This is a genomic window from Hyphomonas neptunium ATCC 15444, from assembly GCF_000013025.1.
GTDB classification, from domain to species: domain Bacteria; phylum Pseudomonadota; class Alphaproteobacteria; order Caulobacterales; family Hyphomonadaceae; genus Hyphomonas; species Hyphomonas neptunia.
In genome coordinates, this window is the sequence record NC_008358.1 from 3,472,634 (window position 1) to 3,495,019 (window position 22,386).

25 protein-coding genes and 1 riboswitch are annotated in these 22,386 nt (G+C 62.0%); of the genes, 13 read left to right on the forward strand and 12 right to left on the reverse strand.

Annotated elements, in window-relative coordinates; all coding sequences use genetic code 11:
• Window positions 1-16 precede the first annotated feature (16 nt).
• Window positions 17-937: a hypothetical protein gene (locus HNE_RS18195; protein ID WP_011648287.1), complete on the reverse strand. Its 921-nt coding sequence runs from the start codon at window positions 935-937 to the stop codon at window positions 17-19.
• A 96-nt stretch (window positions 938-1,033) separates the two neighbouring features.
• A complete protein-coding gene (locus tag HNE_RS16420; RefSeq protein ID WP_011648288.1) occupies window positions 1,034-1,285 on the reverse strand; it encodes a DUF2061 domain-containing protein in 252 nt (83 codons plus the stop codon).
• A 291-nt stretch (window positions 1,286-1,576) separates the two neighbouring features.
• On the opposite strand from HNE_RS16420, the gene dnaK reads away from it, so the two are divergent.
• Both dnaK and HNE_RS16430 read left to right on the forward strand, forming a co-directional pair.
• The gene (gene dnaK / locus HNE_RS16425; RefSeq protein WP_011648289.1) at window positions 1,577-3,472 is read left to right on the forward strand and encodes a molecular chaperone DnaK; all 1,896 of its coding nucleotides are present in this window, start codon (window positions 1,577-1,579) and stop codon (window positions 3,470-3,472) included.
• A 354-nt stretch (window positions 3,473-3,826) separates the two neighbouring features.
• A complete protein-coding gene (locus HNE_RS16430; protein ID WP_035591990.1) occupies window positions 3,827-4,210 on the forward strand; it encodes a hypothetical protein in 384 nt (127 codons plus the stop codon).
• An 81-nt stretch (window positions 4,211-4,291) separates the two neighbouring features.
• On the opposite strand, the gene HNE_RS16435 is transcribed toward HNE_RS16430, so the two are convergent.
• Complete coding sequence (locus tag HNE_RS16435; RefSeq protein WP_011648291.1) at window positions 4,292-5,281, reverse strand: NADPH:quinone oxidoreductase family protein; 990 nt, start codon at window positions 5,279-5,281, stop codon at window positions 4,292-4,294.
• A gap of 97 nt (window positions 5,282-5,378) precedes the next feature.
• Between HNE_RS16435 and HNE_RS16440 the strand changes: the two genes are divergently transcribed.
• The 3 genes from HNE_RS16440 to HNE_RS16450 are packed head-to-tail and all read left to right on the forward strand — an operon-like array spanning window position 5,379 to window position 7,101.
• Complete coding sequence (locus tag HNE_RS16440; RefSeq protein WP_011648292.1) at window positions 5,379-6,251, forward strand: isoaspartyl peptidase/L-asparaginase family protein; 873 nt, start codon at window positions 5,379-5,381, stop codon at window positions 6,249-6,251.
• Entirely contained in the window at window positions 6,248-6,568 is a 321-nt protein-coding gene (locus HNE_RS16445; protein WP_011648293.1) for a hypothetical protein, read from the forward strand. Before HNE_RS16440 ends, HNE_RS16445 begins: the two co-directional genes overlap by 4 nt.
• Entirely contained in the window at window positions 6,568-7,101 is a 534-nt protein-coding gene (locus tag HNE_RS16450) for an RNA methyltransferase (RefSeq protein WP_011648294.1), read from the forward strand. Before HNE_RS16445 ends, HNE_RS16450 begins: the two co-directional genes overlap by 1 nt.
• Before the next feature lie 21 nt (window positions 7,102-7,122).
• Here the strand turns inward: HNE_RS16450 and HNE_RS18200 are convergent, their stop codons facing one another.
• Together HNE_RS18200 and HNE_RS16460 are read right to left on the reverse strand one after the other, a co-directional pair.
• Window positions 7,123-7,797: a ChrR family anti-sigma-E factor gene (locus HNE_RS18200; RefSeq protein WP_011648295.1), complete on the reverse strand. Its 675-nt coding sequence runs from the start codon at window positions 7,795-7,797 to the stop codon at window positions 7,123-7,125.
• 89 nt (window positions 7,798-7,886) lie between these two features.
• The gene (locus tag HNE_RS16460; RefSeq protein ID WP_233351940.1) at window positions 7,887-8,513 is read right to left on the reverse strand and encodes a sigma-70 family RNA polymerase sigma factor; all 627 of its coding nucleotides are present in this window, start codon (window positions 8,511-8,513) and stop codon (window positions 7,887-7,889) included.
• A gap of 219 nt (window positions 8,514-8,732) precedes the next feature.
• Between HNE_RS16460 and HNE_RS16465 the strand changes: the two genes are divergently transcribed.
• Entirely contained in the window at window positions 8,733-9,155 is a 423-nt protein-coding gene (locus HNE_RS16465) for an invasion associated locus B family protein (protein WP_233351941.1), read from the forward strand.
• A gap of 73 nt (window positions 9,156-9,228) precedes the next feature.
• On the opposite strand, the gene HNE_RS16470 is transcribed toward HNE_RS16465, so the two are convergent.
• A complete protein-coding gene (locus HNE_RS16470) occupies window positions 9,229-9,864 on the reverse strand; it encodes an OmpA family protein (RefSeq protein WP_011648298.1) in 636 nt (211 codons plus the stop codon).
• Between the two features lie 188 nt (window positions 9,865-10,052).
• Here HNE_RS16470 and rlmN point away from each other — a divergent pair, with 188 nt between their 5' ends.
• Window positions 10,053-11,216: a 23S rRNA (adenine(2503)-C(2))-methyltransferase RlmN gene (gene rlmN / locus HNE_RS16475; RefSeq protein ID WP_011648299.1), complete on the forward strand. Its 1,164-nt coding sequence runs from the start codon at window positions 10,053-10,055 to the stop codon at window positions 11,214-11,216.
• 10 nt (window positions 11,217-11,226) lie between these two features.
• Here rlmN and HNE_RS16480 read toward each other — a convergent pair whose 3' ends face one another.
• Entirely contained in the window at window positions 11,227-13,458 is a 2,232-nt protein-coding gene (locus HNE_RS16480) for a spermidine synthase (RefSeq protein WP_011648300.1), read from the reverse strand.
• Window positions 13,459-13,577: 119 nt separating this feature from the next.
• Here HNE_RS16480 and HNE_RS16485 point away from each other — a divergent pair, with 119 nt between their 5' ends.
• The 3 genes from HNE_RS16485 (at window position 13,578) to HNE_RS16495 (ending at window position 14,996) form a co-directional block, all read left to right on the forward strand.
• Complete coding sequence (locus HNE_RS16485; protein WP_011648301.1) at window positions 13,578-14,327, forward strand: phosphodiester glycosidase family protein; 750 nt, start codon at window positions 13,578-13,580, stop codon at window positions 14,325-14,327.
• Window positions 14,324-14,560, forward strand: a complete 237-nt coding sequence (locus HNE_RS16490; protein ID WP_011648302.1) for a DUF2164 domain-containing protein — start codon at window positions 14,324-14,326, stop codon at window positions 14,558-14,560. The genes HNE_RS16485 and HNE_RS16490 overlap by 4 nt, the downstream gene beginning before the upstream one ends.
• Before the next feature lie 94 nt (window positions 14,561-14,654).
• Window positions 14,655-14,996 (forward strand): ArsC/Spx/MgsR family protein, encoded by a 342-nt coding sequence (locus HNE_RS16495; RefSeq protein WP_011648303.1) that lies wholly within the window; start codon window positions 14,655-14,657, stop codon window positions 14,994-14,996.
• Window positions 14,997-15,028: 32 nt separating this feature from the next.
• Here the strand turns inward: HNE_RS16495 and HNE_RS16500 are convergent, their stop codons facing one another.
• On the reverse strand, window positions 15,029-15,259 hold the full coding sequence (locus tag HNE_RS16500) for a hypothetical protein (RefSeq protein ID WP_035591988.1): 231 nt from the start codon (window positions 15,257-15,259) through the stop codon (window positions 15,029-15,031).
• A 119-nt stretch (window positions 15,260-15,378) separates the two neighbouring features.
• Window positions 15,379-15,477: riboswitch (TPP riboswitch) on the forward strand.
• Here HNE_RS16500 and HNE_RS16505 point away from each other — a divergent pair.
• The 3 genes from HNE_RS16505 (at window position 15,473) to HNE_RS18205 (ending at window position 18,630) form a co-directional block, all read left to right on the forward strand.
• Complete coding sequence (locus HNE_RS16505) at window positions 15,473-15,904, forward strand: DUF1801 domain-containing protein (protein WP_011648305.1); 432 nt, start codon at window positions 15,473-15,475, stop codon at window positions 15,902-15,904. It overlaps the preceding riboswitch by 5 nt.
• Window positions 15,901-17,793 (forward strand): phosphomethylpyrimidine synthase ThiC, encoded by a 1,893-nt coding sequence (gene thiC / locus HNE_RS16510; protein ID WP_011648306.1) that lies wholly within the window; start codon window positions 15,901-15,903, stop codon window positions 17,791-17,793. Before HNE_RS16505 ends, thiC begins: the two co-directional genes overlap by 4 nt.
• A gap of 63 nt (window positions 17,794-17,856) precedes the next feature.
• Window positions 17,857-18,630, forward strand: coding sequence for an FRG domain-containing protein (locus HNE_RS18205; RefSeq protein ID WP_011648307.1), 774 nt, complete (start codon window positions 17,857-17,859; stop codon window positions 18,628-18,630).
• A 101-nt stretch (window positions 18,631-18,731) separates the two neighbouring features.
• On the opposite strand, the gene HNE_RS18790 is transcribed toward HNE_RS18205, so the two are convergent.
• From HNE_RS18790 to HNE_RS16530, 4 genes are all read right to left on the reverse strand, one after another.
• Entirely contained in the window at window positions 18,732-18,908 is a 177-nt protein-coding gene (locus HNE_RS18790; protein ID WP_011648308.1) for a YkgJ family cysteine cluster protein, read from the reverse strand.
• A gap of 203 nt (window positions 18,909-19,111) precedes the next feature.
• Window positions 19,112-19,486, reverse strand: a complete 375-nt coding sequence (locus tag HNE_RS16520) for a DUF4168 domain-containing protein (RefSeq protein WP_011648309.1) — start codon at window positions 19,484-19,486, stop codon at window positions 19,112-19,114.
• 203 nt (window positions 19,487-19,689) lie between these two features.
• A complete protein-coding gene (locus HNE_RS16525) occupies window positions 19,690-20,514 on the reverse strand; it encodes a TIGR00282 family metallophosphoesterase (protein ID WP_011648311.1) in 825 nt (274 codons plus the stop codon).
• Between the two features lie 100 nt (window positions 20,515-20,614).
• Complete coding sequence (locus HNE_RS16530) at window positions 20,615-22,360, reverse strand: hypothetical protein (RefSeq protein WP_011648312.1); 1,746 nt, start codon at window positions 22,358-22,360, stop codon at window positions 20,615-20,617.
• Window positions 22,361-22,386 lie beyond the last annotated feature (26 nt).

Here is a 22,386-nt window from a genome sequence, read left to right on the forward strand (position 1 = left end):
TGGCAAAGGTGCGGGCTCAGTCCCGCACCACCCGCCATGCCGTGACGGTGCCCGGCACCCAGTTGGGCACGATCACCACATCGCCAAACACCGACAGGTCGTTCTGCAGGATGCCATCCGCCTTGGTGTCCTGCAGCGTCGTCACCTGGCCGTCCTCGCTGACATAGTGGATCTCCCCCGGCCAGCTGGAGACGAGATACCCCCCGCCCGGCACCAGCCCGATCCCGTCAGCCTCGATCATGCCGCGTGCCAGCACCCTTTCAGCGCCCTCGCCGCGCCACTCGATCAGCAGGCCCTGCCCCATGGTCGAGATCAGCAGCCGGTCGCCATCGCCCAGCAGCCCGTTGATCCCGCCCCAGCCCTCTGACGCGGCCAGCAGTTGCGGCCCCTCGGCAGTCAGCCGGTGAATGCTGCCCGTCCCGGAATCGGAAACCAGCACCGCATCCTGCCAGACGGTCATGTCGTTCAGGAACTCGGCGCCCTCGATGACGATCGTGTCCAGCTTTGTCCCGTTATGGGCGTCAAATGTCACGATCTGTCCGATGTCGGCCACGTACAGCGTGTCGCCGTGCACCACCATGCCCTTGGGCGCGTCCAGCCCCTCGGCCCAGCGCATCATCAGCACCGTGCCATCGGCCGCCACCTTGGAAATGAACCCGTTCCCATCCCTGGCCACGGCATCCCCGGAAATATTGGAAATGAAATAGCTGCCCTCCGGCCCCAGCGCGGCCCCTTCGGGCGCATCAAACCCGGTGGCCATCCACAGCTGCTCCAGGCCCGGCGCGCTCGACGCCGCCGTTGCCGGCTCGGCCGCCGCATCCTTGACACGGGCCGTCTCCACAGCATCGGGGGCATCGGCGGGCGTATCGTCCCCGCTACAGGCCGGCAGGGTAACGGCAAGGGCCACCAGCGCGGCAGCAGTCGCAATCGGGCGCATGAAGTCCTCCCAGACGGTTCCGGCAAGACCCTGCCCCAGCAATCACGGGCAGGCCACCCTTGCCGTCGCTGGAAGGTACAGTCTCACGCCTCAGGCTCAGGCGGGCTGCACAGGCCCCACCCCGTCGGGTGTTTCAGCCGACACAGGCAGCAGGGCGCCCCTGGGCGCGATCCCCAGCCGCTCCCACACCCGCTCATGCACGGTATAGGCAACCGTCTGCACCAGCGGCTCAATCATGCCGATGGCCAGCGCCGCCTGCCAGCTGCGCGTCAGGGCAAAGGCAACGGTAATCGCGACGGCAAAATGCATCACGCTGTAGGTCAATGTCTTCAGGGCGCGGCGGGGCATGGGGGGAAACCTCATTCTCATGGCCGTATAGATGCGCCACTTGAGAATGATTTTCAAATAGATAGCGGTTGCCCGCGTCATAGAGGGCGCCTATGGGGCAAATCTGTCATGGCCTCTTGAGCCTGCCCCACAGTTCCCCATATCGAGGGCCAAAGAGGCGAGCGGTATTTAAAACCCAACTCGCAGCTCAAGAATGAACCCTTGTACAAGAGCCATCTGGCGGCGCGGGGCTGCTGAGCAGACCGAAACCAAAACGAAGCCAGTGGCGGCTGACGAAAGAGAGAGACTTACATGAGCAAGATCATCGGCATCGACCTTGGCACCACCAACTCCTGCGTGGCAGTTATGGAAGGCGGCCAGGCGAAGGTTATCGAAAACGCCGAAGGCGCCCGCACCACCCCTTCAGTTGTGGCCTTCACCGAAAACGGCGACCGCCTGATCGGCCAGCCCGCCCGCCGTCAGGGCGTGACCAATCCGGACTTCACCTTCTACGCCATCAAACGCCTCATCGGGCGCACCTTTGATGATCCGACCGCGCAGAAGGACAAGGCCATGAGCCCCTTCAGCATCGTCAAGGCCCCCAATGGCGACGCCTGGGTCAAAGGCCGCGACAAGGATTACTCTCCCCAGGAAATCTCGGCCTTCATCCTGACGAAGATGAAAGAGACCGCCGAAGCCTATCTCGGCTCGAAGGTCACACAGGCGGTCATCACCGTCCCGGCCTACTTCAACGACGCCCAGCGCCAGGCCACGAAAGATGCTGGCCGCATCGCCGGCCTTGAAGTGCTCCGCATCATCAACGAGCCGACGGCGGCCGCCCTTGCCTATGGCCTCGACAAAGGCGGCAACAAGACCATCGCGGTTTACGACCTTGGCGGCGGCACGTTCGACGTCTCGCTGCTCGAAATCGGCGACGGCGTCTTCGAAGTGCTCTCCACCAATGGCGACACCTTCCTCGGCGGTGAAGACTTCGACCTGCGCGTCGTCGACTTCCTGGCTTCCGAGTTCAAGAAGGAACAGGGCATCGACCTGAAAGGCGACAAGCTGGCCCTCCAGCGCCTGAAGGAAGAAGCCGAGAAAGCCAAGAAAGAGCTCTCTTCGGCCACCCAGTATGAAGTGAACCTCCCCTTCATCACGGCAGACGCCACAGGCCCGAAACACCTCAACATCAAGCTGACGCGCGCCAAGTTCGAAAGCCTGGTCGAAGACCTCGTCAAGCGCACGATCGATCCCTGCCAGAAGGCCCTCAAGGACGCTGGCAAGACCCCGGCCCAGATCGACGAAGTCGTTCTCGTTGGCGGCATGACGCGCATGCCGGCCGTTCAGGAAGCGGTGAAGAAGTTCTTCAACCGCGAGCCGCATAAAGGTGTGAACCCGGATGAAGTCGTCGCCATCGGCGCGGCAATCCAGGGCGGCGTGCTGCAAGGCGACGTGAAAGACGTGGTCCTGCTCGACGTGACCCCGCTCTCGCTCGGCATCGAAACCCTTGGCGGCATCTTCACCCGTCTGATCGAACGCAACACGACGATCCCGACGAAGAAGTCCCAGGTCTTCTCGACGGCCGAAGACAACCAGCCTGCGGTCACCATCAAGGTCGCCCAGGGCGAGCGCGAAATGGCGAGCGACAACAAACAGCTCGGCCAGTTCAACCTCGAAGGCATTGCCCCGGCCCCGCGCGGCCTGCCACAGATCGAAGTCACCTTTGACATCGACGCCAACGGCATCGTCTCGGTCTCGGCCAAGGACAAGGCCACCGGCAAGGAACAGCAGATCACCATCCAGGCAGATGGCGGCCTCTCCGAAGCCGACATCAAGAACATGATGGCTGACGCTGAGTCCAACGCCAGCACGGACAAGGCCCGCCGCGAACTCGTCGAAGCGAAAAACCACGCCGAAGCCCTGATCCATCAGACCGAGAAGCAGCTGATCGAACACGGCGCCAAAGTCACTGACGCCATCAAAGGCGATATCGAGAAAGCCATCGCTGACCTGAAAGAGGCCGCTGCCGGCGACAACGCCGCCGACATCGCCGCCAAGCATCAGGCCCTGATGAACGCCGCGATGAAACTCGGCGAAGCCATCTACGCCGCCCAGGGCGCCGACGCCGGCGAAGGCGAAGACGCCCCTCAGTCCGGCAATGACGACGTCGTCGACGCCGACTTCGAAGAAGTCGACGAGCGCAAGTAATCCCGGATCATCCGGTCACAGACAAAGCCCCGCCGGAGCGATCCGGCGGGGTTTTTCTTTGTTCCCGACTGTCCGGCTTTGTCCCGATGTGTCCCGTTTTGTCCGAGTTTGTCCGGATGTGTCCAAGTTTGTCCCGAAGTGTCCGGCTCTGACCGTTGGAGTTTTTCTGGAGTTTTCCGGCAAAAACTCCAACGGCGCGCGCCCCTCGGCGTGCCCCACCCCAACCCTCCTCGCAAAAAAACCGCGCACAAACCCCGCCCTATCCACCCCCACATCCCCCACACCCAAACCACAACACGCCCCAAATCCCCCCACCCAATCCGCCCGGCGCCGCGCCCCCGCTATCCTCACGCGATGGACTACGCCTTCGCCACGCCGCTCCCCGGCCTCAGCCTCATTCAGCGCCTCCTCTGGCCGCTGATCTTCGTGCAGCTGATCGCCCTGCGCGACTGGGTCCGCGCGCATTACGGGCGCGGCGTGCCTTACTGGATCACCATTTCGAAATTCGGCCGCGTGCGCCTGCGCCATCTTCCTGCGGACTTTGCCAACAGCCAGGCTGCGCCTGTTTCTTACGAAATTTTCGGCCACGACTATTCCGCTGGCCTGACGCGGGCTTTGCTTGCAGCAACCTGCGCCGAAGAAGAAGCGCCCGGCGCGCCATGCCCGGCGCCCGCGGCCGACATGCCCATGCCCCAAACGCAATCGGGGCAGGCTGCAGCCCACCCCGATACGTCTTGAAGCAATTTTCCGTCCCCGGATCACCGGGGAGATAGACTTTCGCCGGACAGCCCAAGGGCTGCGCCGGGCAAAACTGCTGGCCTACATGGTCACAACCACTTTGCCCTGCGCCTTGCGGTCCTGCAGTTCACGGATCGCGTCGGCCGCCTTCTCCATCGGATAGGAGCCCGAAATGTGCGGGCGGATCTTGCCGGCCTTGTAGAGGTCAAAGAGTTCCTTGACGTTCTGCTGGTGGGCTTTGGGATCACGCGCAACCGCCGCGCCCCAGAACACGCCGCGCACATCGCAGCTTTTCAGCAGCGTCAGGTTCAGCGGCAGTTTCGGAATGCCCGCCGGGAAGCCGATGACGAGGAAACGCCCTTCCCAGTTCATCGCCCGCACAGCCGGCTCGGCATAATTGCCGCCCACGCCGTCATAGATGATGTCGACGCCGCCACCGGAAACGGCCTTGATGTCGTCGGAGAATTTCTTCTGCCCGTCGCGGTCAAGTTCCCGCGCATAGACGAGGCCATGGTCGGCGCCCTTGGAAAGGCAGAAATCCACCTTCTCCTGGCTTGAAGCCGCCGCGATCACTTCCAGGCCCATCGCCTTGCCGAGCTCAACCGCCGCAATGCCAACGCCGCCAGCGGCGCCAAGGACGAGCAGCTTCTCGCCGGGCTTTGGATCGCCCCGGTCCTTGATGGCGTAATAGGAGGTGCCATAGGTCATCAGGAATGCGGCCGCCTCTTCAAACGGCATCCCTTCAGGGATCGGCATCACGCCATGCGCCGCCGCCAGGCAGTATTCTGCCATCCCGCCATTACCGGTCGAGGCCAGCACCCGGTCGCCCGGCTTTACATGCGAGACACCCTCGCCCACGGCGGAGACAATTCCGGCCACTTCCCCGCCCGGAGAGAACGGGCGCGGCGGCTTGAACTGGTACATGTCCTGAATGATCAGAACGTCAGGATAGTTCACCCCGCAGGCTTTGACCTGCACCAGAACCTGACCCTTGCCGGGGGTTGGCACCGCCACATCCTCGATCACGAGCGTCTCTGGTCCACCGACCACTTTCGACAATACGGCTTTCATATGCCTCTCCCTTCAAAGCTTGTTGTTTCACCTTCCAGACGGTAGCCATGCCGCGAGCAGGCGCCAAGCCTTACGCGAGGGGAAAGGAACCATTGCGATGTCAAAAATCTGGGCCATCGCCATCCATGGCGGCGCCGGACCGATCCCGGGCCGCGATTATGCGCCCGAAGAAGCCCACATCGCGGGCCTCCTGAAACGCGGCGCAGACGCGCTCGCGAGCGGCGAAGCCGCGCTCGATGTCGTCGAAGCGATGGTCATCGATCTGGAAGCCTCCGGTCTCTACGTGGCCGGCAAAGGCGCGAGCCCCAATACCGCCGGAGACTGGGAACTCGACGCCGCCATCATGGACGGGCGCACCCGCAACGCCGGCGCCGTCGGCGCCCTGCAGGGCTTTGAAAGCCCCATCCGCGCCGCCCGGCTGGTGATGGAAAAGACACCCAACGTCCTGATCGTCGGCAAAGGCGCAGAGGCCATTGCCAGCGCCGCTGGTCTCGCCCGCGTCACCGATCCCGCCAGCTATTATGGCGCCGTCGATGAAGACACCGTCCAGGATGGCAGCGTCCAGATGGGCACCGTCGGCGCCGTCGCGCTCGACATCTATGGCGACATGGCGGCCGCCACCTCCACCGGCGGCGTCCTCTCCAAAACACCCGGCCGTATCGGCGACACGCCTATCATCGGCGCAGGCACCTGGGCCGACGAGCGCTGCGCCATCTCCTGCACAGGCCTCGGCGAATATTTCATCCGCGCCAACGCCGCCGCAGACGTCTCCGCCCGCATCCGCTATGGCGGCGATACGCTCGGCCCCGCCCTCAGAGGCGCGCTGGACGATGTCAAACGCCTGGGCGGCAATGGCGGCATGATCGGCGTCTCGGCAACCGGCGAACTCGCCTCCGGTTTCAATTCCTCTGGTCTCAAGCGCGGCCTCGCCGACTGGAAAGGCCGTTTCGAAGTGGCAACCTTCCTATGACCGTACTTTTCTGGGCTCTTTCTGTCATCATCGTCTTCGCCATCCTGCTCGCGGCGCAGATGCGGATGATCATTTCCATGGCGCTGCGCCGCGCGCTGGCGGCCAAATTCGGCGGCGGGCCAAACGATGTCGAATACCGCGCCGCCATACTTTCATTGGGCCGCGCCCCGGCAGCCACCGAGGCAGAGAAACATCTTGAGGCGGAATATCCAAGGCCCGTTGGCCAGCTGAAACTCGCCCGCCGCGTTTCCCTGGGCGGCCCGCTTGCCTTGTTGATCGTTGTGGCGATCGGCCGCTTCTGGCTGGGGGCGTTCTGATGCGGGGCTATTTTGCGATTGGTTCTGAACGCATTTCCAAGCCGATGAACCTCGGCGCCCTGATGCGTACCGCCCATGCCTTCGGGGCGAGCTTCGTATTCTCAATTGATGCCGAGCGTAACCTGAAAGAAGCCTACGCCGCCGACACGTCAAAGTCCGCCGGACAGATCCCCTATTATCAATGGGACTCGCTGGACGACATGCAGCTGCCCAAAGGCTGCCAGCTCGTCGGCATCGAACTGACAGACGACGCTGTCGAGCTGCCCGTGTTCCGCCATCCTCCGCAAGCGGCCTATATTCTGGGGCCGGAAAAGGGAAACCTGTCGGCCGAGGCCGTCGCGCGCTGCGCCCATGTCGTGAAAATCCCGACGCGGTTCTGCATCAATGTCAGCCTGGCGGGCGCGCTGGTGATGTATGACCGGCATCTCTCAATGGGGGGATATGGCCCCCGCCCCATCATGCCGGGCGGGCCGGATGGCGCGCGCCGCCGCAAGCATGTTCCGGGACCGGACAGACAGAAGCCTGAAGGGTGAACGGCCGAACTTCTGAAAACTTCAGTGCCCGCCGAGAAGTCTCTGGACCATGCCCAGCATCCCGGTAAAGCGCAGGCCGCCATCGCGCACGGCAAGCGCGTAGCAGACTTCATCATCGTCCGCGACGGGCTGGTGAATATCGCTTGGCCCTTTCACGCAGACATCTCCGGGACCATAGCTGCCCCGCTCGTCCGAAAACCCGCCTGAGAGCACCATGGTAAATTCAGTTCCACCATGCGAGTGGCGCGGAATCTTGCTGCCCGCATTGATGCGGTAAAGCTCTACCTCCATGGCCGAGCCGACATCCAGTTTCAGCCGCTTCAGCCCAAGGCTAACAATCTGCCAGCCCTGCTTGCCCACCGCATTGATGGCGGCGCCGCGTACAGGCTCCGGAAGCTCAAGAATTTCGTTGATCGCGCCGCCCGCCGCCTTGCCAGCAGCCCGCTGTTGTTCCGGCCGCGCCTCAATCGCGTCAATCTTAGCCAGCGTTCGCTCCAGCGCGCCATCCCGCATCCGCGCCGCCGGGGCGCTGTCAAGAAAGCTGCCGGAAATCATCTCGCTCATTGCCACAGAGCGGCGGACATCAGAGCGCATCAGGCTCTGGGCCTCCAGCATCAGCGCAAAGGCCGGATCGATACAGCCGGCCGCATACGCGCTGTAGAGTTCGCTGAAACTGTTTGGAGAGTCAGAAGTCATAATCGTCAGAAAGTCCCGTATCCTTCAGGCAAGATTGTCCGGTTTCGGGTTTCGTCAAGCAAACGCCGCCGGAGAATGCAGTTACCCGGCTAGATGCCGCCCTCCAATTCGCCCTTCAGGCGCATGAAGGCGAGACGAATGCGCGACTTCACCGTCCCGAGCGGCAGGTTGAAGGCACGGGCAATTTCCGAATGGGAGAGGCCGTCATAAAAAGCGGCCTGAATGAGGATGAGCTGGTCCTGAGGCAGGCAGGTCAACCGCTTGCGCACCGCTGTATCAAGCTGGTCGCGCGAGACGGCCTGGTCAGGCGTTTCGATTTCCGGGGGCCTCAGGATCGGATCATCCCCGCTGAGCTCCGGCCGCCGCTGACGGCGCTGCGCATCAATGCGCCGATTACGGGCAATTCTGAAAATCCAGGTCGAAACAGATGCCTGGGAACGGTCATACATCCCCGCCTTCTGCCAGACCGCAATCATTACTTCCTGCGACAGCTCCTCTGCTTCAGCGTCTGCCGCGCCAAGGCGGAGCATAAATCCCTTCACGCGCGGCGCGTAATAGCTGAAAAGTTCGGCAAAAGCTGACCGGCATTGGCGTTCGGCAATAGCCGCCATCTGGTCGGCATGCCGCTCCCGCATTACCGGGTCTGCTGTCCGGACGGGGGTATCGAACACACGCTTGGCCTTTCGGGGGGACGTGCGTTCATTGTCTGTCTTCATGAACCGCAAAGCAACCATGGCGTTTGTGATTTCCCCGTTATGCTCGGTGCAGGTGTTTTGCTTGATAAGGGCTCCGGTGTATGGGTTGGGAAGCCTTGGAGACACTGTGTGAGTATTTTATTCGGTATGCAACAAAAAACGTCATCGCTGGGTCGTCCTCTCGGTCTCGTGATCCTGACAGCGCTCCTGGCGGGAACCGCTGCAGCGGAGCCGTCTGCAGTGGGCCGGTTCAAGGACTGGGCCGTGTTTACGGAGGAAAAGGGCGGCGATCTGCTCTGCTATGCCGCGACGCAGGCGACCTCAAAATCCCCCTCTTCGGTCAAACACGGGGATGTCTGGTATTATGTGACGAGCTGGAAGTCCGGACAGGCGAGGAACCAGCCAAGTTTCCGCGTCACCTATGACCTCAAAACGGACAAGGCGCCGAAAACCGTCATCGGCCGGTCTTCCTGGCAGATGTTTACAGCCGGCGGCGAAGCCTTTGCCGAAGATGCAGATGATCCGCGCATTGTTGACGCCCTCAAGAAAGGCTCCAGCCTGACCGTATCAGGCCAGTCCGCCCGCGGGACGAATGTGACCTACCGCTTCTCGCTCAGCGGATCGGCGGACGCGATTGCAAAGGCCGAAGAGGCCTGCCGCTGAAGCGCAAACGAAAGGCGGCGGCCACCTCGAGGTGACCGCCGCCGTCTTGCCCAGTTTCCTGAGCCTGTCGTGATTACTGCGTAACCGGCGTCAGGATGATCTCGACGCGGCGGTTCTGCGAACGGCCTGCTTCGGTCGAGTTGTCCGCAACCGGATAGTCGATGCCCATGCCGACAGCCGACATGCGCACGCCCTGAACGCCCTGATTGGTCAGGTAGCTGCGCACAGCGTCTGCGCGCTGTTGCGACAGGCGCTGGTTGAAATCACGGGCGCCTTCCGAAGAGGCGTGGCCGCGGATGTCAACGGCAGTCGAAGGATACTCGTTCAGCGTTGCGGCGACATCGTTCAGCGTCTGGTAAAAGGCTGGCTGAATCTGGGCGCTGCCCTGCTGGAAGGAGATGCCCGACGGCATGGTCAGCGCGATCTGGTCGCCCTGACGCTCAACTTCGATACCTGTGCCAGCGGTCTGCTGGCGCAGTTTTTCTTCCTGACGGTCCATGTAAACGCCGACCGAGGCGCCTGCGACCGCGCCAACCGCGGCGCCGATGGCCGCGTTCCGCTTGTCGTCACCGCCGGCCATCATGCCGGCGCCTGCGCCAAGGATTGCACCGGCGGCGCCGGTGGTCAGAACGCGCTGGCTGGGGCCAGTTTCGCAAGCCTGAACGAGTGGCAGCATGAGTGCGGCCGCGATTAGAACTGATGTCTTCATGAGAATGACTCCCTTTGGATGAAGTTATGGTGCCGCCTGTGACATGACCAATCTGAATGGGAGCCAACTGAGCGGGGATTTTTTGATATCCCCCCTAAAATGAAGGGATTTTCGAGTTCTGGCGCGTTAAACTCTGTCCATGTTCCCGCCAATTTATTTGTCAGGCGGCTCGTGCTATAGGCCCGCACATGACTGTGACCCTGAACCTCAGCCGCCCGAATAGTGCTTTGCCAGGCAAGAAACGCCTGACGGGGCTTTCGGTTCCCGCGCTCAAGGCAGAAATGGAAGCTTTGGGCCTGGAGCCGAAGGCCGCGAACATGCGCGCCCGCCAGATCCGGCGCTGGATTCATCATTTCGGGACCACCGATTTTGCCGCGATGACCGACATCGCCAAGGATTTACGCGCCCAACTCGCCGAGAAATTCGAGGTCGAGCGCCCCGAAATCGCTGACCATCAGGTCAGCCGGGATGGCACCCAAAAATGGCTGACCCGCTATGGACCCGGCATCGAGGGGGAAAGCGTCTATATTCCCGATGTCGGCAAAGCCGGCGCGCTGTGCGTCTCCAGCCAGGTGGGCTGCACCCTCAACTGTACCTTCTGCCATACCGGCACGCAGGCGCTTGTCCGCAACCTCACCGCTGCGGAAATTGTCCAGCAGGTCATCATTGCCCGCGACGCGCTGTCAGAATGGCCAAGCTCCATCGAGGAGCGCCGCCTGACCAACATCGTCTTCATGGGTATGGGTGAGCCGCTCTATAATCTGGATAATGTCGCCGAGGCGATCGATACGATCTCCGATGGTGATGGCATGGCGATCGGCCGGCGCCGGATTACCGTCTCGACGGCGGGCGTTGCGCCCAAGATCCCGGAACTGGGCGAACGTACCGGCGCGATGCTCGCCATCTCCCTGCACGCCACCAATAACGACCTGCGCAACGAACTCGTCCCGCTCAATCGCAAGTACGACATCCAGACGCTGTTCGACGCCATCCGGGCGTATCCCGGCCTTGGCAATGCGAAGCGGGTGACCTTCGAATATGTCATGCTCAAGGGCATCAATGATACGCTGGCCGAAGCGCGCGACCTCGTGAAGCTGATGAAAGGCGTGCCCTCCAAGATCAACCTCATTCCGTTCAATCCCTGGCCCGGCTCGCCCTATGAATGCTCGGACTGGGAAACGATTGAGGAATTTGCCGAAGTGCTGAACCGGGCTGGCTATGCCTCTCCGATCCGCACGCCGCGCGGCCGCGATATTCTGGCCGCCTGTGGCCAGCTGCGTTCGGAAAGCGTCAAGGTGCGCGCCAGCGAGCTGCGCAAGCAGCAGGCCTCAGCCGAAGGCGCGGAAAGCTAACCTTCCCGCATCAACGTTTCTTGTGAACCAGCCGGTCCCAGATCGATCCGGGGATGTTGGAATAATCATCCGTCCACGCCCGGCCACCATCGCTCTCCAGTACGCCCCAGGCACCGGTCGCGTCCAGCGGCGCGAGCGCCAGCTCATTGCGGGCCAGCGCGACCACGACACTCGACTGCGCGCGGTAGCCTTCCTCGGCCACAGTCCGGTACTGCGCGCGAGCCGGAACACCCAACTCGCCTGCGATCCGGGCGACAACCGTTTCCAGGGCCATATAGCGATTGGACACATGCAGCAGAACCACCCCGTCTTCCTTCAGCCGGGAGAGGTAAAGCGATACCGCCTCCCGCGTCATCAGATGTGCCGGCACGGAATCTGAGGAGAACGCATCAATCAGCAGAATGTCGAACGCGCCTTCAGGCTCATCGGCGAGGGTCAGGCGGCCGTCACCCAGAACGATGTCCGCATCCGGAGCACATTCGGAGAGATAGGTGAACTGTGCGGCGTCCTTTGCAAGGCGCGCCACGATCGGGTCGATCTCATAGAACGTATACTGCTGACCTGGACCGGCATAACAGGCCACCGACCCAACCCCAAGGCCCAGCGCGCCGACCCGCCCAGGCCGGGTGTGCGCGGCAAAGACCTGTCCGATGGGCGTCTCGGGGGCATAATAGGTCGCCGGGCGCCAGGCGTCTTCACCAAGCGCCTGAGCGCCGTGCAGCGTGGTGCCATGCACCATCACCCGGTATCCATCCCGCTCATGAACTTTAACGACGCCGAAAAATCCGCGCTCGGAGTAAGCCCCGACGGTTGGGCTGGCCGCAACACCGATCGCCCAGATGGAAGCGGCCGCCGCCACACATGCCAGGCGCGAGCGGCGCACGAGATAGAGCAGGACCAGCGACACCGTCAGCAGTATGAAGAAGGACCTGCTGGGCTGCTGCGCAAGCGCTGGCACCTCATAGACATACATCGCGATCAAAGCTGTGCCGCCAGCAACCGCCGCCATTACCACCATCCAGGTCGGCCCGAGCCAATAGCGCTGGGGCAACAGCAACAATACTGCCAGCAGCATCAGCGGATATTCGGCGACACTGTTGAAGATCACCGGGACAAGCAGCGCATTGAACGCGCCGCCGAGCACGCCGCCAAGCGACATCAGAAGATAAAACTCGGTCAGCCGGCCAGTCTCGGGCCGGTCATCTGCCATCAGCCCGTGACAGGCCACCGCGGCAAAGAACAGCGCCCCCAGATGCACGAAGAAGCTCAGCAGTGTCGGCACGCCAGACACCTTCGTCAGGGTAAAGAGGGCCAGCCCGACGAACACAGGCAGAATGGCCAGAGACAATGCCCGCCCGATCACCGGACGCTTGGAAAACACAACAATGAAGCTTGCAATATAAAGCATCAGCGGCGGCGCCCAGAGGAAAGGCGCGCTGGCCACATCGGTCGCAATATGCGTGGTCACCCCCACCAGCAGGCTGGACGGCACAAAGGCCAGCACCAGCCACCAGAGCCTCTGGCGCCAGAGCCCGCCCAGCGCAGGCGAACCGGCAGCGGCTTCCGGGCTCACATCGGCAAGCCGGGCCTGCAGCGGTGCGCGCATCGTCAGCAGCCCGCATCCGATGAGCAGAACCAGCAAAACGCCGTATCCCAAAGACCAGGCCATCGCCTGCCCGGCCAACGGCGCGAGCGGTTCCAGCAGCAGCGGGTAGGCGGCCAGCCCCAGCAGGGAGCCGGCATTGCTGGCCGCATAAAGATGGTAGGGGTCATGTGCGTCTTCCCGGCCGGTGCGGGCATACCAGGCCTGGATCAGCGGCGCGGTCGCCGAGATTATGGCGAAGGGCGGCGCAATCGAGAGTGCAAACACACCGATCAGCCACAGCGCCGGGCGCGCGGGGTCGGGACTGCCGAACAGCCCCGTCAACTCAAAGGGCAGCACCAGCGCCGCCGCCACAAGCAGCGCGCCATGTGCGATCACCTGATTGCGCACGGACTTCACCAGATGCGTCAGCATATGTGCATAGGCATAGCCTGCCAGCAGCGCGGCCTGAAAACACACCAGCGAGACATTCCACACATTCGGGGAGCCGCCGAGCAGCGGTGTCGCCATGCGGGCAAACATCGGCTGCACCAGGAAAACCAGAGCCGCAGACAGAAAAACGGTGACCACGAAAGGCAGGCTGCCCCAGCGATGCAGGACAGGGCCTGGCGGCGCGATGGCGGCAGAAGATTGGCTCATGGACGCTCCCTTTGAGATCAGGCTAGCAGGATCGGGTAAAAGAACCGCTTCACGATTGGCCATAGCCAGCTGCATATGGCGCAGTTGCGAAATCCGGGGCGATGACTAACCTGTAAACCATGCGCCTCAGCCTTCTTCTCCTTGCCCTCTGCGGCGCGATCCTCTCGGCCTGCAACGAGGTTGAGGAAGGCCCCTGCCAGACGCGCAGTTTCGAAAACCTGCCCTATCTCGTCTGCAGTTTCGACGCCTCACAGGATACCATCCGGCTGTTCCTGCGCGACGAAACCGGTGTCCCGTTCGGTCAGTTCGACCGGCTGGCCAATCATGTCGCGTCCAAGGGCGGCAACCTGGTCTTCGCAATGAATGCCGGGATGTACCATGACGACCGCCGCCCGGTCGGCCTGTATATTGAGGAAGGCGAGGCAGAGATGAACTTGGTTCGCTCCCCTGGCCCCGGCAATTTCGGCATGCTGCCCAACGGGGTCTTCTGGATCGATGCGGGCAAGGCCGGTGTATCTGAAACCCTCGCCTTCGATGAGCGCTTCAAGGAAACCCCGCCCCGCTTTGCCACCCAATCTGGCCCGATGCTGGTGATCGATGGCGCGCTTCACCCGGCGCTCAACCCCGACGGCACCAGCCTGCGCCGGCGCAATGGCGTCGGCGTGAGCGAAGACGGCCGCCAGGTTTATTTCGTCATCAGCGATGTGCCGGTAAACTTCCATTCCTTCGCCCGCCTTTTCCGCGACGAGTTGGGCACGCCCAATGCGCTCTATCTCGATGGCGCCGTTTCCAAAGCCTATGTTCCGGCGCTGGAGCGCAGCGAAACAGGCCTGGATATGGGCCCAATCGTCGGCGTCATCCGCGAATGAAGAAGCTCGCCCTCACTCCGGAGCGCCGCCAGAGCCTGGTCGACGAATTGCGCAGGATGTCGGCGCGCGATTTCGATATGCCGCTGAGCGAGTTTCAGGCGGGCGAAGTGGTGGACCGGATGACGGCGCTCATTGGCCCGGCCATTTACAATGAGGCGGTTCAGGACGTGCGCCTGCATTTGCAGCGCCGTCTCGACGATCTCGATGGAGAAGTCTTCATCGATGAGACCTGAGCAGAACTGAACGGTGGGGTAAGTGGGTTGCAGATCGCCCGCTCCCGCCACATCTGCCGGTCAGAACAGGAACCCCGAACTGAAGAGACTTCCCATGACGCGCACCCTGTATGGCCTGAAAAACTGCGACACCTGCAAGAAAGCGCTCAAGGAGCTCGAAGCCGAGGGCAAGCGGGCTGACTTTGTAGACATCCGCGCCGAGGCCGACCTTCCCTCCAAACTCCCCCGCTGGATCGCGGCCGTCGGCGAGAAACTCGTCAACCGCAGCTCCACGACATGGCGCGGTCTCTCTGACGCTGACAAAGCGCGCGCGTCGGGCGTTACGCTCGAAGGCCTGCTACTCGGCAATCCGACCCTGATCAAACGTCCCGTCATCGAGACCGGCGACGAAGTGCTCGTGGGCTGGAGCGCCGAAACAAAATCCAGGATTGGCTAGCGGGCCGCTCGCCTCTCTCAAAGCAAGAAGAGTCAGTTCTCGTCGCGCTCATTGGCAATGTCGCGGGCGACGTCTTCAACAGCTTCATCGGTCGCCTGGACAACCTCGCCAGCAGCCTGCTCCGCTTCGGTCGCTGCAGCGCCCATCATCCTGTCCATGCGCGCGCCGGCAGATTCAAACGACCCGTCGACCAGCCGGAAAATCATCATGATCGCAAAGAACAGAATGAGGATCGCGGTGAGTATTGCGTGAAAAGCTTTCATGAGTATCTCGCCCCTTTGGCAGTCAGTCCCAGTTAACCAAATGCGCTCGGCGCCCAAAGGTTCCCGGCTTGCCGCATTGTCTTCCCCCCTTTCCCCTGCGCCCCAACCCGATTATGCTGCGCATATCCGAGGGGTGTCCGGCATGGGGCCGGGCTGAGAGTTACCCTTTGAACCTGATCCGGGTCATGCCGGCGCGAGGGACGGAGAATAACTATGGCCCGCACGGCCTCCCTGCCTTCCATGATGCCGGCTGTTGCCGAGGCGTTTGCTGCTTATCCGGCGCACGCGCGCGCCCGGCTGCTTGAAATCCGCCAGCTGATCTTAGAGAGCGCCGCTACGCTTCCCGAGACCGGGCGCCTTACGGAAACGCTGAAATGGGGCGAACCGGCCTATCTGCCGGAGGCGGCCCGGACCGGCACCACGATCCGTATCGCCTGGTCGGGCAAACACCCTGCCTCGGTCAGCCTCTTCGTCAATTGCCAGACCACGCTCGTCGAGGACTGGCGCGCGCAATATGACGACACCCTCACCTTCATCGGCAACCGCGAGATCCGCCTTCCCCTCGGCGCGCCCCTGCCCGCCGCCCCGCTCCGCCACTGCATCGCCATGGCCCTCACCTATCACAAGAGAAAGTCCGTCTCATGAACAAGCCCACCAAGCCCGGCGATTTCGACGCCCCCAAAGTCACCACCGGCGCCCTGCCCGCCAGCCGCAAGGTCTATTCGCGCCCCGCGCGCGACCCGGACCTCGCCGTGCCCCACCGCGAGATCGATCTTCATCCGTCAGCGAATGAACCCGCCGTCCGCGTCTACGACACCTCCGGCCCCTATTCCGACCCCACCGCAGAGATCGACGTGGAGAAGGGCCTCCCCCGCCATCGGCGCGACTGGCTGCTGGCGCGCGGCGGCCTGGAGGAATATGACGGCCGGGACGTGAAGCCCGAGGACAATGGCGGCGCCACCGGCAAATACCTCGCCCGAGAGTTCCCGGTGAAACACATGCCCCTGCGCGGCCTGCCTGGCCAAATGGTGACCCAGTACGAGTTTGCCAAAGCCGGCATCATCACAAAGGAGATGGTATACGTCGCCGAGCGCGAAAACCTTGGCCGCAGCCAGGCGCTGGAAAATGCCCGCGCGCAGATCGACCAGGGCAATTCCTTCGGTGCCGACATCCCCGAATTCATCACGCCCGAATTCGTCCGTGACGAGATTGCCCGTGGCCGCGCCATCATTCCGGCCAATATCAACCATGCCGAGCTGGAGCCTCAGATCATCGGGCGCAACTTCCTTGTGAAGATCAATGCCAATATCGGCAATTCGGCGGTCGCTTCCTCCATCGAGGAAGAAGTGGAGAAAATGGTCTGGGCCACCCGCTGGGGCGCCGACAATGTGATGGACCTCTCCACGGGACGCAACATCCACAACACCCGCGAATGGATCATCCGCAACAGCCCCGTTCCGATCGGCACCGTGCCGATCTATCAGGCGCTGGAGAAGGTCAACGGCGTCGCCGAAGACCTCACCTGGGAAGTCTACCGCGACACGCTGATCGAGCAGTGCGAACAGGGCGTCGACTATTTCACCATCCATGCCGGTGTGCGCCTCGCCTATATCCACCTCACGGCCAAGCGCGTCTGCGGCATCGTCTCGCGCGGCGGCTCGATCATGGCGAAATGGATGCTCGCCCATCATAAGGAGAGCTTCCTCTACGATCATTTCGAGGACATTTGCGACATCATGCGCGCCTATGACGTCTCATTCTCATTGGGGGACGGCCTGCGCCCCGGCGCCATCGCGGACGCGAACGACGCGGCGCAGTTTGCAGAGCTGGAAACCCTCGGTGAGCTGACGAAGATCGCCTGGGCCAAGGGCTGTCAGGTGATGATCGAAGGGCCCGGCCATGTGCCGATGCACAAGATCAAGATCAATATGGACAAGCAGCTCAAAGCTTGCGGCGAGGCCCCATTCTACACGCTCGGGCCGCTCGTCACCGATATTGCGCCGGGTTATGATCATATCACGTCGGGCATTGGCGCGGCGATGATCGGCTGGTTTGGCACGTCCATGCTCTGCTATGTGACGCCCAAGGAGCATTTGGGGCTGCCCGACCGGAATGATGTGAAGGTTGGCGTGATCACCTACCGTATCGCGGCCCATGCCGCCGACCTTGCCAAGGGCCACCCCGCCGCGCAGCTGCGCGACGATGCCCTCTCCCGCGCGCGGTTCGAGTTCCGCTGGGAAGACCAGTTCAATCTGGCGCTCGACCCCGAAACCGCGCGGGACTTCCACGACCAGACCCTGCCGAAAGACGCACATAAAGTGGCCCATTTCTGCTCCATGTGCGGCCCGAAATTCTGCTCGATGAAAATCACCGCCGAAGTCCGCGACTACGCCGCCGGAATGTCCGAGAACGAACGTCTGGACCTGGAGAAACAGGCCGCCGAAGCCCGCAAGGGCATGGAGGAAAAGAGCCGCGAGTTCCTGAACAAGGGAGGGGAGATTTACATACACGCTCCGAAGGACCGCCAAACGTGACTTTACGGCTTCGTTTGAACCATACCCTACTCCAAGACGAATGCGCATTGAAGAGGCAGTAATTTGAAACCCATCGAGAACGTCTCGCAGTTCCTAAGCGCAATCAAAGGGGACTTCAACGTGCGTCAGCTTAAAGACGCATCCACAGGCGCATTTTTTCGTGGATCATCTGATGGTTCTCTGGACCTAGTCCCATCTTTGTATCGGCGCGCCAATGCCGTGGACTTGGAACGAGAAATGGTGAGGGCCTTTATCAACAATTCCTCTCACCTGGTAGACAAAGAACCACACAATCTTATTGAGTGGCTCTTTCTTATGCAGCACCATGGCCTCCCAACACGCCTGCTGGACTGGAGCGAGTCCGCTCTGATCGCCTTATTCTTCGCTGTTGAATCTCACGAAGACGAGAAGTCAAAAAGCAAAGATGCTGTTGTGTGGGTGCTTAATCCTTGGCTGCTCAACAGGGCGTCCTTTCGAAGCATTGATATTCTACCTTCTTCTAATTCATCCGTTATGAGAGGTTATGAAGTTGATCCGTTTTCTGATGAAATAAACAGACGCATCAAAGAAAAAAATCCAATCGCTATTCGCACCAGACGAAACTCGCAGCGGTCCCTTAATCAGAAAGGTATGGTAACAATACACGGCAGCTCACAGGAGGCACTCAACTCCTTTTGCCAAAAACGCAAGCCGAAGTGTTTGTCGGCAATCCCCATAAGCGCACCACACAAAAGAGATATTTTTTACGAGTTAATTCGCTCGGGTATAACTTATGAGGTTATTTATCCTGGATTGGACGGGTTGAGTAAAGCAATCATCCAGCAATACTTGCGGTAAGCCCACGCAAATTAGCGTAAGGTTGGTAGAGCGGAGCGATACCCACCATCTGCACTCGCCCCACACGCCGTGTGGTGGGTTACGCCTTTGGCTAACCCACCCTACGAGGTTTCGCACGCCAGCGCCCCCATCACCCCATTCGCCCGTCTTGCCTTGACGCATTCAAAGCTCCCGGCACGGAAGGCGCGGCAGGCTTCGGGGCGGTCTTCGTAGACGCTGCAGGCGGCCTTGCCGTTTGACAGGTCAAGGTGGATGCAGTGGCCGCAGTCGAAGCGCACGAAGGTGTGCCCCTCTTCGGTGAAGGGGCTTTCCGGTGGCAGGGAGCGCGGCTTGCCAGGGGAGGCGGGAGCAGGCTCCCCCGCCCGGCCCGCGCCGCTCGCAGCTCCCGGCGGCGGCGCGATTTACACCAGCGCCTCGCAAACAGCAAGAGGCCGCCCCGGCGGAGCGGCCTCTTTATTTTCCGGGAGGAAAGTGGGGGGCGTCAGCCGCCGAATTCAGCCCGCAGCTTGGCCAGCGTTGCCTCATCGGTTTCAGCCAGCTGGATGATCTCCGTGTACCGCTTGGGCGTGATGCCCTCTTTCTGGATGGCTGAGGTAATCTGCTCCTCGGCCTTGGCCTGGATCGCGGCAGCGTCTTCTTCGCTCTTGGCGGCGTTCAGCTCAACTGTCAGGCTGTTGGCCACTTCGGTGACTTTCTTGTTGGCGGCCACGAATTTGGTGGCCTCCGCATCGGTTACCGGAGCAATGGTTGCCGCCGGCGCCGGAGCGCCTGTGGTTTGCGCAAGGGCTGCGCCCCCGCCGAGGGCGGACAATGCAATCAACGCCGACAATGCACGTGCACGGATTTTCTGAACCATGACTTGATCTCCTCTCAGGTCTCTGGTTGCGCAGCCAAACAAATGCTCGCGCCCGCCTCAACCCCTGCAGAGCGTTTGTGAGGGTATTTTAATATAAGGCTTTGTCATGAACTTCCCGAAAGGCGGCGCATCCTGTGCCCGTTGCGCCGCATCCCGCGGCGCAGAGGCGGGCCGCATTACCAACCGGTCATGTTTTCTGTCGGTCAGATTGCCGGCACCTGAGCGCTGAGCCGCCCACCCATGCGGATCGGCTCCACCCGCAGCGCAAGGCCCGTGCGGTCGTCGGTCTCGACAAATGTACCGCACAGCGTGCCTTCGCCCAGCGCCGGCTGATACCGCTCGCCCGGCAATTGCGTGGTAAACCGGTAGAGAGACATTTCCTTCTGCATACCGATCACCGAGTCATAATCTCCGCACATGCCCGCATCGGTCTGATAGGCTGTGCCGCCATTCAGGATCATCGTGTCGGCGGTGGGTACATGCGTATGGCTGCCGACCACCAGGCTCGCGCGGCCGTCGCAATGGTGGCCCATGGCCATCTTCTCGCTGGTGGCCTCGCAATGCATGTCGACGATGACGGCGTCGGCCACTGTGCCCAGCGGCATCTGGTCGAGCGCGGCATCGGCCGCAGCAAAGGGACAGGCAAGCGCCTGGCGCATGAAGACATTGCCCTGCAACTGGACAACGCCAACCCGGCGGCCATCGGGCAGCATGTAAAGCTCCGCCCCCTTCCCCGGCGCGCCCGCGCTGACCGGATAATTCAACGGCCGCAGCAGGCGGGGTTCCCGCTCGATATAGGTCAGCGCCTCGCGCTGATCCCAGGCATGATCGCCCAGGGTGAGACAATCAGCGCCCGCGCCGAAAAATTCCTCCGCAATCTGACGGGTGAGGCCGAAGCCTCCGGCGGCGTTCTCGCCATTGACGACAACGAAGTCCAGACGGAGGCGCACGCGCAGCTCCGGAAGGTGCTCCAGCACGGCGGCCCGTCCAGGCTTGCCGACAACGTCTCCGAAAAAGGCCAGTCTCATGCGCTCAAGCCTATGACTCCAATACCGTCTATTGAAAAGGGCGCGGCAGCCTTTTGCCGCCGCGCCCCGAAATCAGGCACCGGAAAAACCGGCGGTGCGCTTACTTGTTGCCCGCAGAAAAGCCAAGCTTGGTCTTGTCCAGCTTCAGGGCCGGATCCGACGGGTTGGAAGCAGCGTCCACGAATGTCTGCGCGGTGACGGGCGTTGGCGGAGCCAGCGAGATCGTCAGGGTTTGCGGGTCCTGGACAAAGCTGGAGATGGCGGTGGCCAGCTCGGTGATGACGGCCACGTCAACGCCGGTGCTGGAAGCTGCCATCGGCGCCATCGCCATCATGCCGGAGACCTGCGCGCGCAGGTTTGCCGGATCTTCACCCGACTGAGCCGCATAGGCGTTGAGGGCGCGGTTGAAGAAACCGTTGTCATCGAAAGCGATTTCCAGCTGGTGGAAGGCGAGCTTGCTCATCATGGCTTCCATCATGGCGTCCGGATTGGCTTCCAGCTGCGCCGCCGTGGAGGCTTCTGCCAGGGCTTTGGAGCCCTCATACTTGGCCGACACGTCCAGCTTGAAGCCATCGTTCAGCTGCCAGTAGTTCTTGCCCTTCGGCAGGGTCACGATGTCCGCATCCGGATCATAGAGCTGCTCACCGGCCCCGCTGAGGGTCAGCGTTTCATAACCCAGCGTTGCCAGCGCGCCGGCAAACTGTTCGCCATCGGGATTGTCCCGCGCGGCGACCGTCATGGTGAACGGATCGGTGGTGATCTTGGTCGCGCGGCCCTGATCATCACGGCCTACATAGGAGTTGAACTCGGCCATATTTACGCTGGCGCCGATGACGTCAGCCGTCAGGCCTTTCATTTGCGCAGCATCAAAGCCGGGATTGCCCGGATCAGCCTGCATGGCCTCGGACATGGCAGCCGGATCAGACGAACTGGCCGCCGCAGCCGCGATCAGCCCATAATCAAGACCAGCCAGACCGAAGCCGTCCAGCTTGATATTGACGTCGCCTGACGTTTCTTCCGTGAACTGGAAGTTCAGGTTGGAGAGCCCTACCCTGCCGGCCGTCTCATCTTTCAGGCCATCGATGTAGAATGAGTCCAGATCGAACCCGCCTGCGCCGCTCGCGTCGCTGATGACGAGATTGACGTCCCGGACCGCCCAGCGGTCAAACGACAGCGCGGTGCCTTCAGGCATATCGGCTGGCTCACCCTGACCAAACAGGCTGGCAACCCAGGCGGCGGTTTCCGGCGAAGGATTGATCAGCTCGACAGAGCCGATGGCGCCGGTGCTCTGGTCCTCAGAGCCTTCGACCGGCGTGACCGAAATATCGGAGAGACGCATGAGGGAGAAGTTTGCCGCGCCGTCGATCATGCCGAGGCCATCGAATTCGAGCCTGGCTGCCTTGACGACCGGCGGAGGACCGGCCGGCTCTTCGGCGTTCATGCTGGCGCCATACTCTTCCAGCGTCATCTCGGAGCCGTCGTCGGCGATGCCGTCGCCGTCATCATCCATATAGGAGAAAAGCTCGGCGATCTCTTCGTCCGAATAGAGGGGCTCGCTCGCCCCGGACTCCTGCGGCATGGAAAGGATCACATTCGTGAAAACCGCCTTGTCGCCATCAATGTCCTGGCTCTCAAAGGCCAGCCTCCCGGAACCGGACTCAGAGAGCGAGAACGCTGAAAGCGCCTGCGCTGCCGTACCTGAGTCTCCATCCCGGAGCGAGACATCGGACAGTTTCGAAACATCGAATTCAACTGCCGAGAGAGCGGCCTCACCAGTCGGCTTGTCTTTCTGCCCGCATGCCGTAAGCAAAGTTATAGCGATCACGCCGGTGAACAAATACTTCATATGGTGTCCCTCTGGTTTCGATTGGG

Coding starts and splice junctions, on each gene's coding strand:
- HNE_RS16520 (WP_011648309.1), bottom strand. CDS start 19,486: ATGGTTCAGAAAATCCGTGCACGTGCATTGTCGGCGTTGATTGCATTG.
- HNE_RS16495 (WP_011648303.1), top strand. CDS start 14,655: ATGACGCGCACCCTGTATGGCCTGAAAAACTGCGACACCTGCAAGAAA.
- HNE_RS16490 (WP_011648302.1), top strand. CDS start 14,324: ATGAAGAAGCTCGCCCTCACTCCGGAGCGCCGCCAGAGCCTGGTCGAC.
- dnaK (WP_011648289.1), top strand. CDS start 1,577: ATGAGCAAGATCATCGGCATCGACCTTGGCACCACCAACTCCTGCGTG.
- HNE_RS18195 (WP_011648287.1), bottom strand. CDS start 937: ATGCGCCCGATTGCGACTGCTGCCGCGCTGGTGGCCCTTGCCGTTACC.
- HNE_RS16440 (WP_011648292.1), top strand. CDS start 5,379: ATGTCAAAAATCTGGGCCATCGCCATCCATGGCGGCGCCGGACCGATC.
- HNE_RS16445 (WP_011648293.1), top strand. CDS start 6,248: ATGACCGTACTTTTCTGGGCTCTTTCTGTCATCATCGTCTTCGCCATC.
- HNE_RS16485 (WP_011648301.1), top strand. CDS start 13,578: ATGCGCCTCAGCCTTCTTCTCCTTGCCCTCTGCGGCGCGATCCTCTCG.
- rlmN (WP_011648299.1), top strand. CDS start 10,053: ATGACTGTGACCCTGAACCTCAGCCGCCCGAATAGTGCTTTGCCAGGC.
- HNE_RS16470 (WP_011648298.1), bottom strand. CDS start 9,864: ATGAAGACATCAGTTCTAATCGCGGCCGCACTCATGCTGCCACTCGTT.
- thiC (WP_011648306.1), top strand. CDS start 15,901: ATGAACAAGCCCACCAAGCCCGGCGATTTCGACGCCCCCAAAGTCACC.
- HNE_RS16420 (WP_011648288.1), bottom strand. CDS start 1,285: ATGCCCCGCCGCGCCCTGAAGACATTGACCTACAGCGTGATGCATTTT.
- HNE_RS16505 (WP_011648305.1), top strand. CDS start 15,473: ATGGCCCGCACGGCCTCCCTGCCTTCCATGATGCCGGCTGTTGCCGAG.
- HNE_RS16500 (WP_035591988.1), bottom strand. CDS start 15,259: ATGAAAGCTTTTCACGCAATACTCACCGCGATCCTCATTCTGTTCTTT.
- HNE_RS16480 (WP_011648300.1), bottom strand. CDS start 13,458: ATGAGCCAATCTTCTGCCGCCATCGCGCCGCCAGGCCCTGTCCTGCAT.
- HNE_RS16450 (WP_011648294.1), top strand. CDS start 6,568: ATGCGGGGCTATTTTGCGATTGGTTCTGAACGCATTTCCAAGCCGATG.
- HNE_RS16530 (WP_011648312.1), bottom strand. CDS start 22,360: ATGAAGTATTTGTTCACCGGCGTGATCGCTATAACTTTGCTTACGGCA.
- HNE_RS18200 (WP_011648295.1), bottom strand. CDS start 7,797: ATGACTTCTGACTCTCCAAACAGTTTCAGCGAACTCTACAGCGCGTAT.
- HNE_RS16430 (WP_035591990.1), top strand. CDS start 3,827: ATGGACTACGCCTTCGCCACGCCGCTCCCCGGCCTCAGCCTCATTCAG.
- HNE_RS16460 (WP_233351940.1), bottom strand. CDS start 8,513: ATGAAGACAGACAATGAACGCACGTCCCCCCGAAAGGCCAAGCGTGTG.
- HNE_RS16525 (WP_011648311.1), bottom strand. CDS start 20,514: ATGAGACTGGCCTTTTTCGGAGACGTTGTCGGCAAGCCTGGACGGGCC.
- HNE_RS16435 (WP_011648291.1), bottom strand. CDS start 5,281: ATGAAAGCCGTATTGTCGAAAGTGGTCGGTGGACCAGAGACGCTCGTG.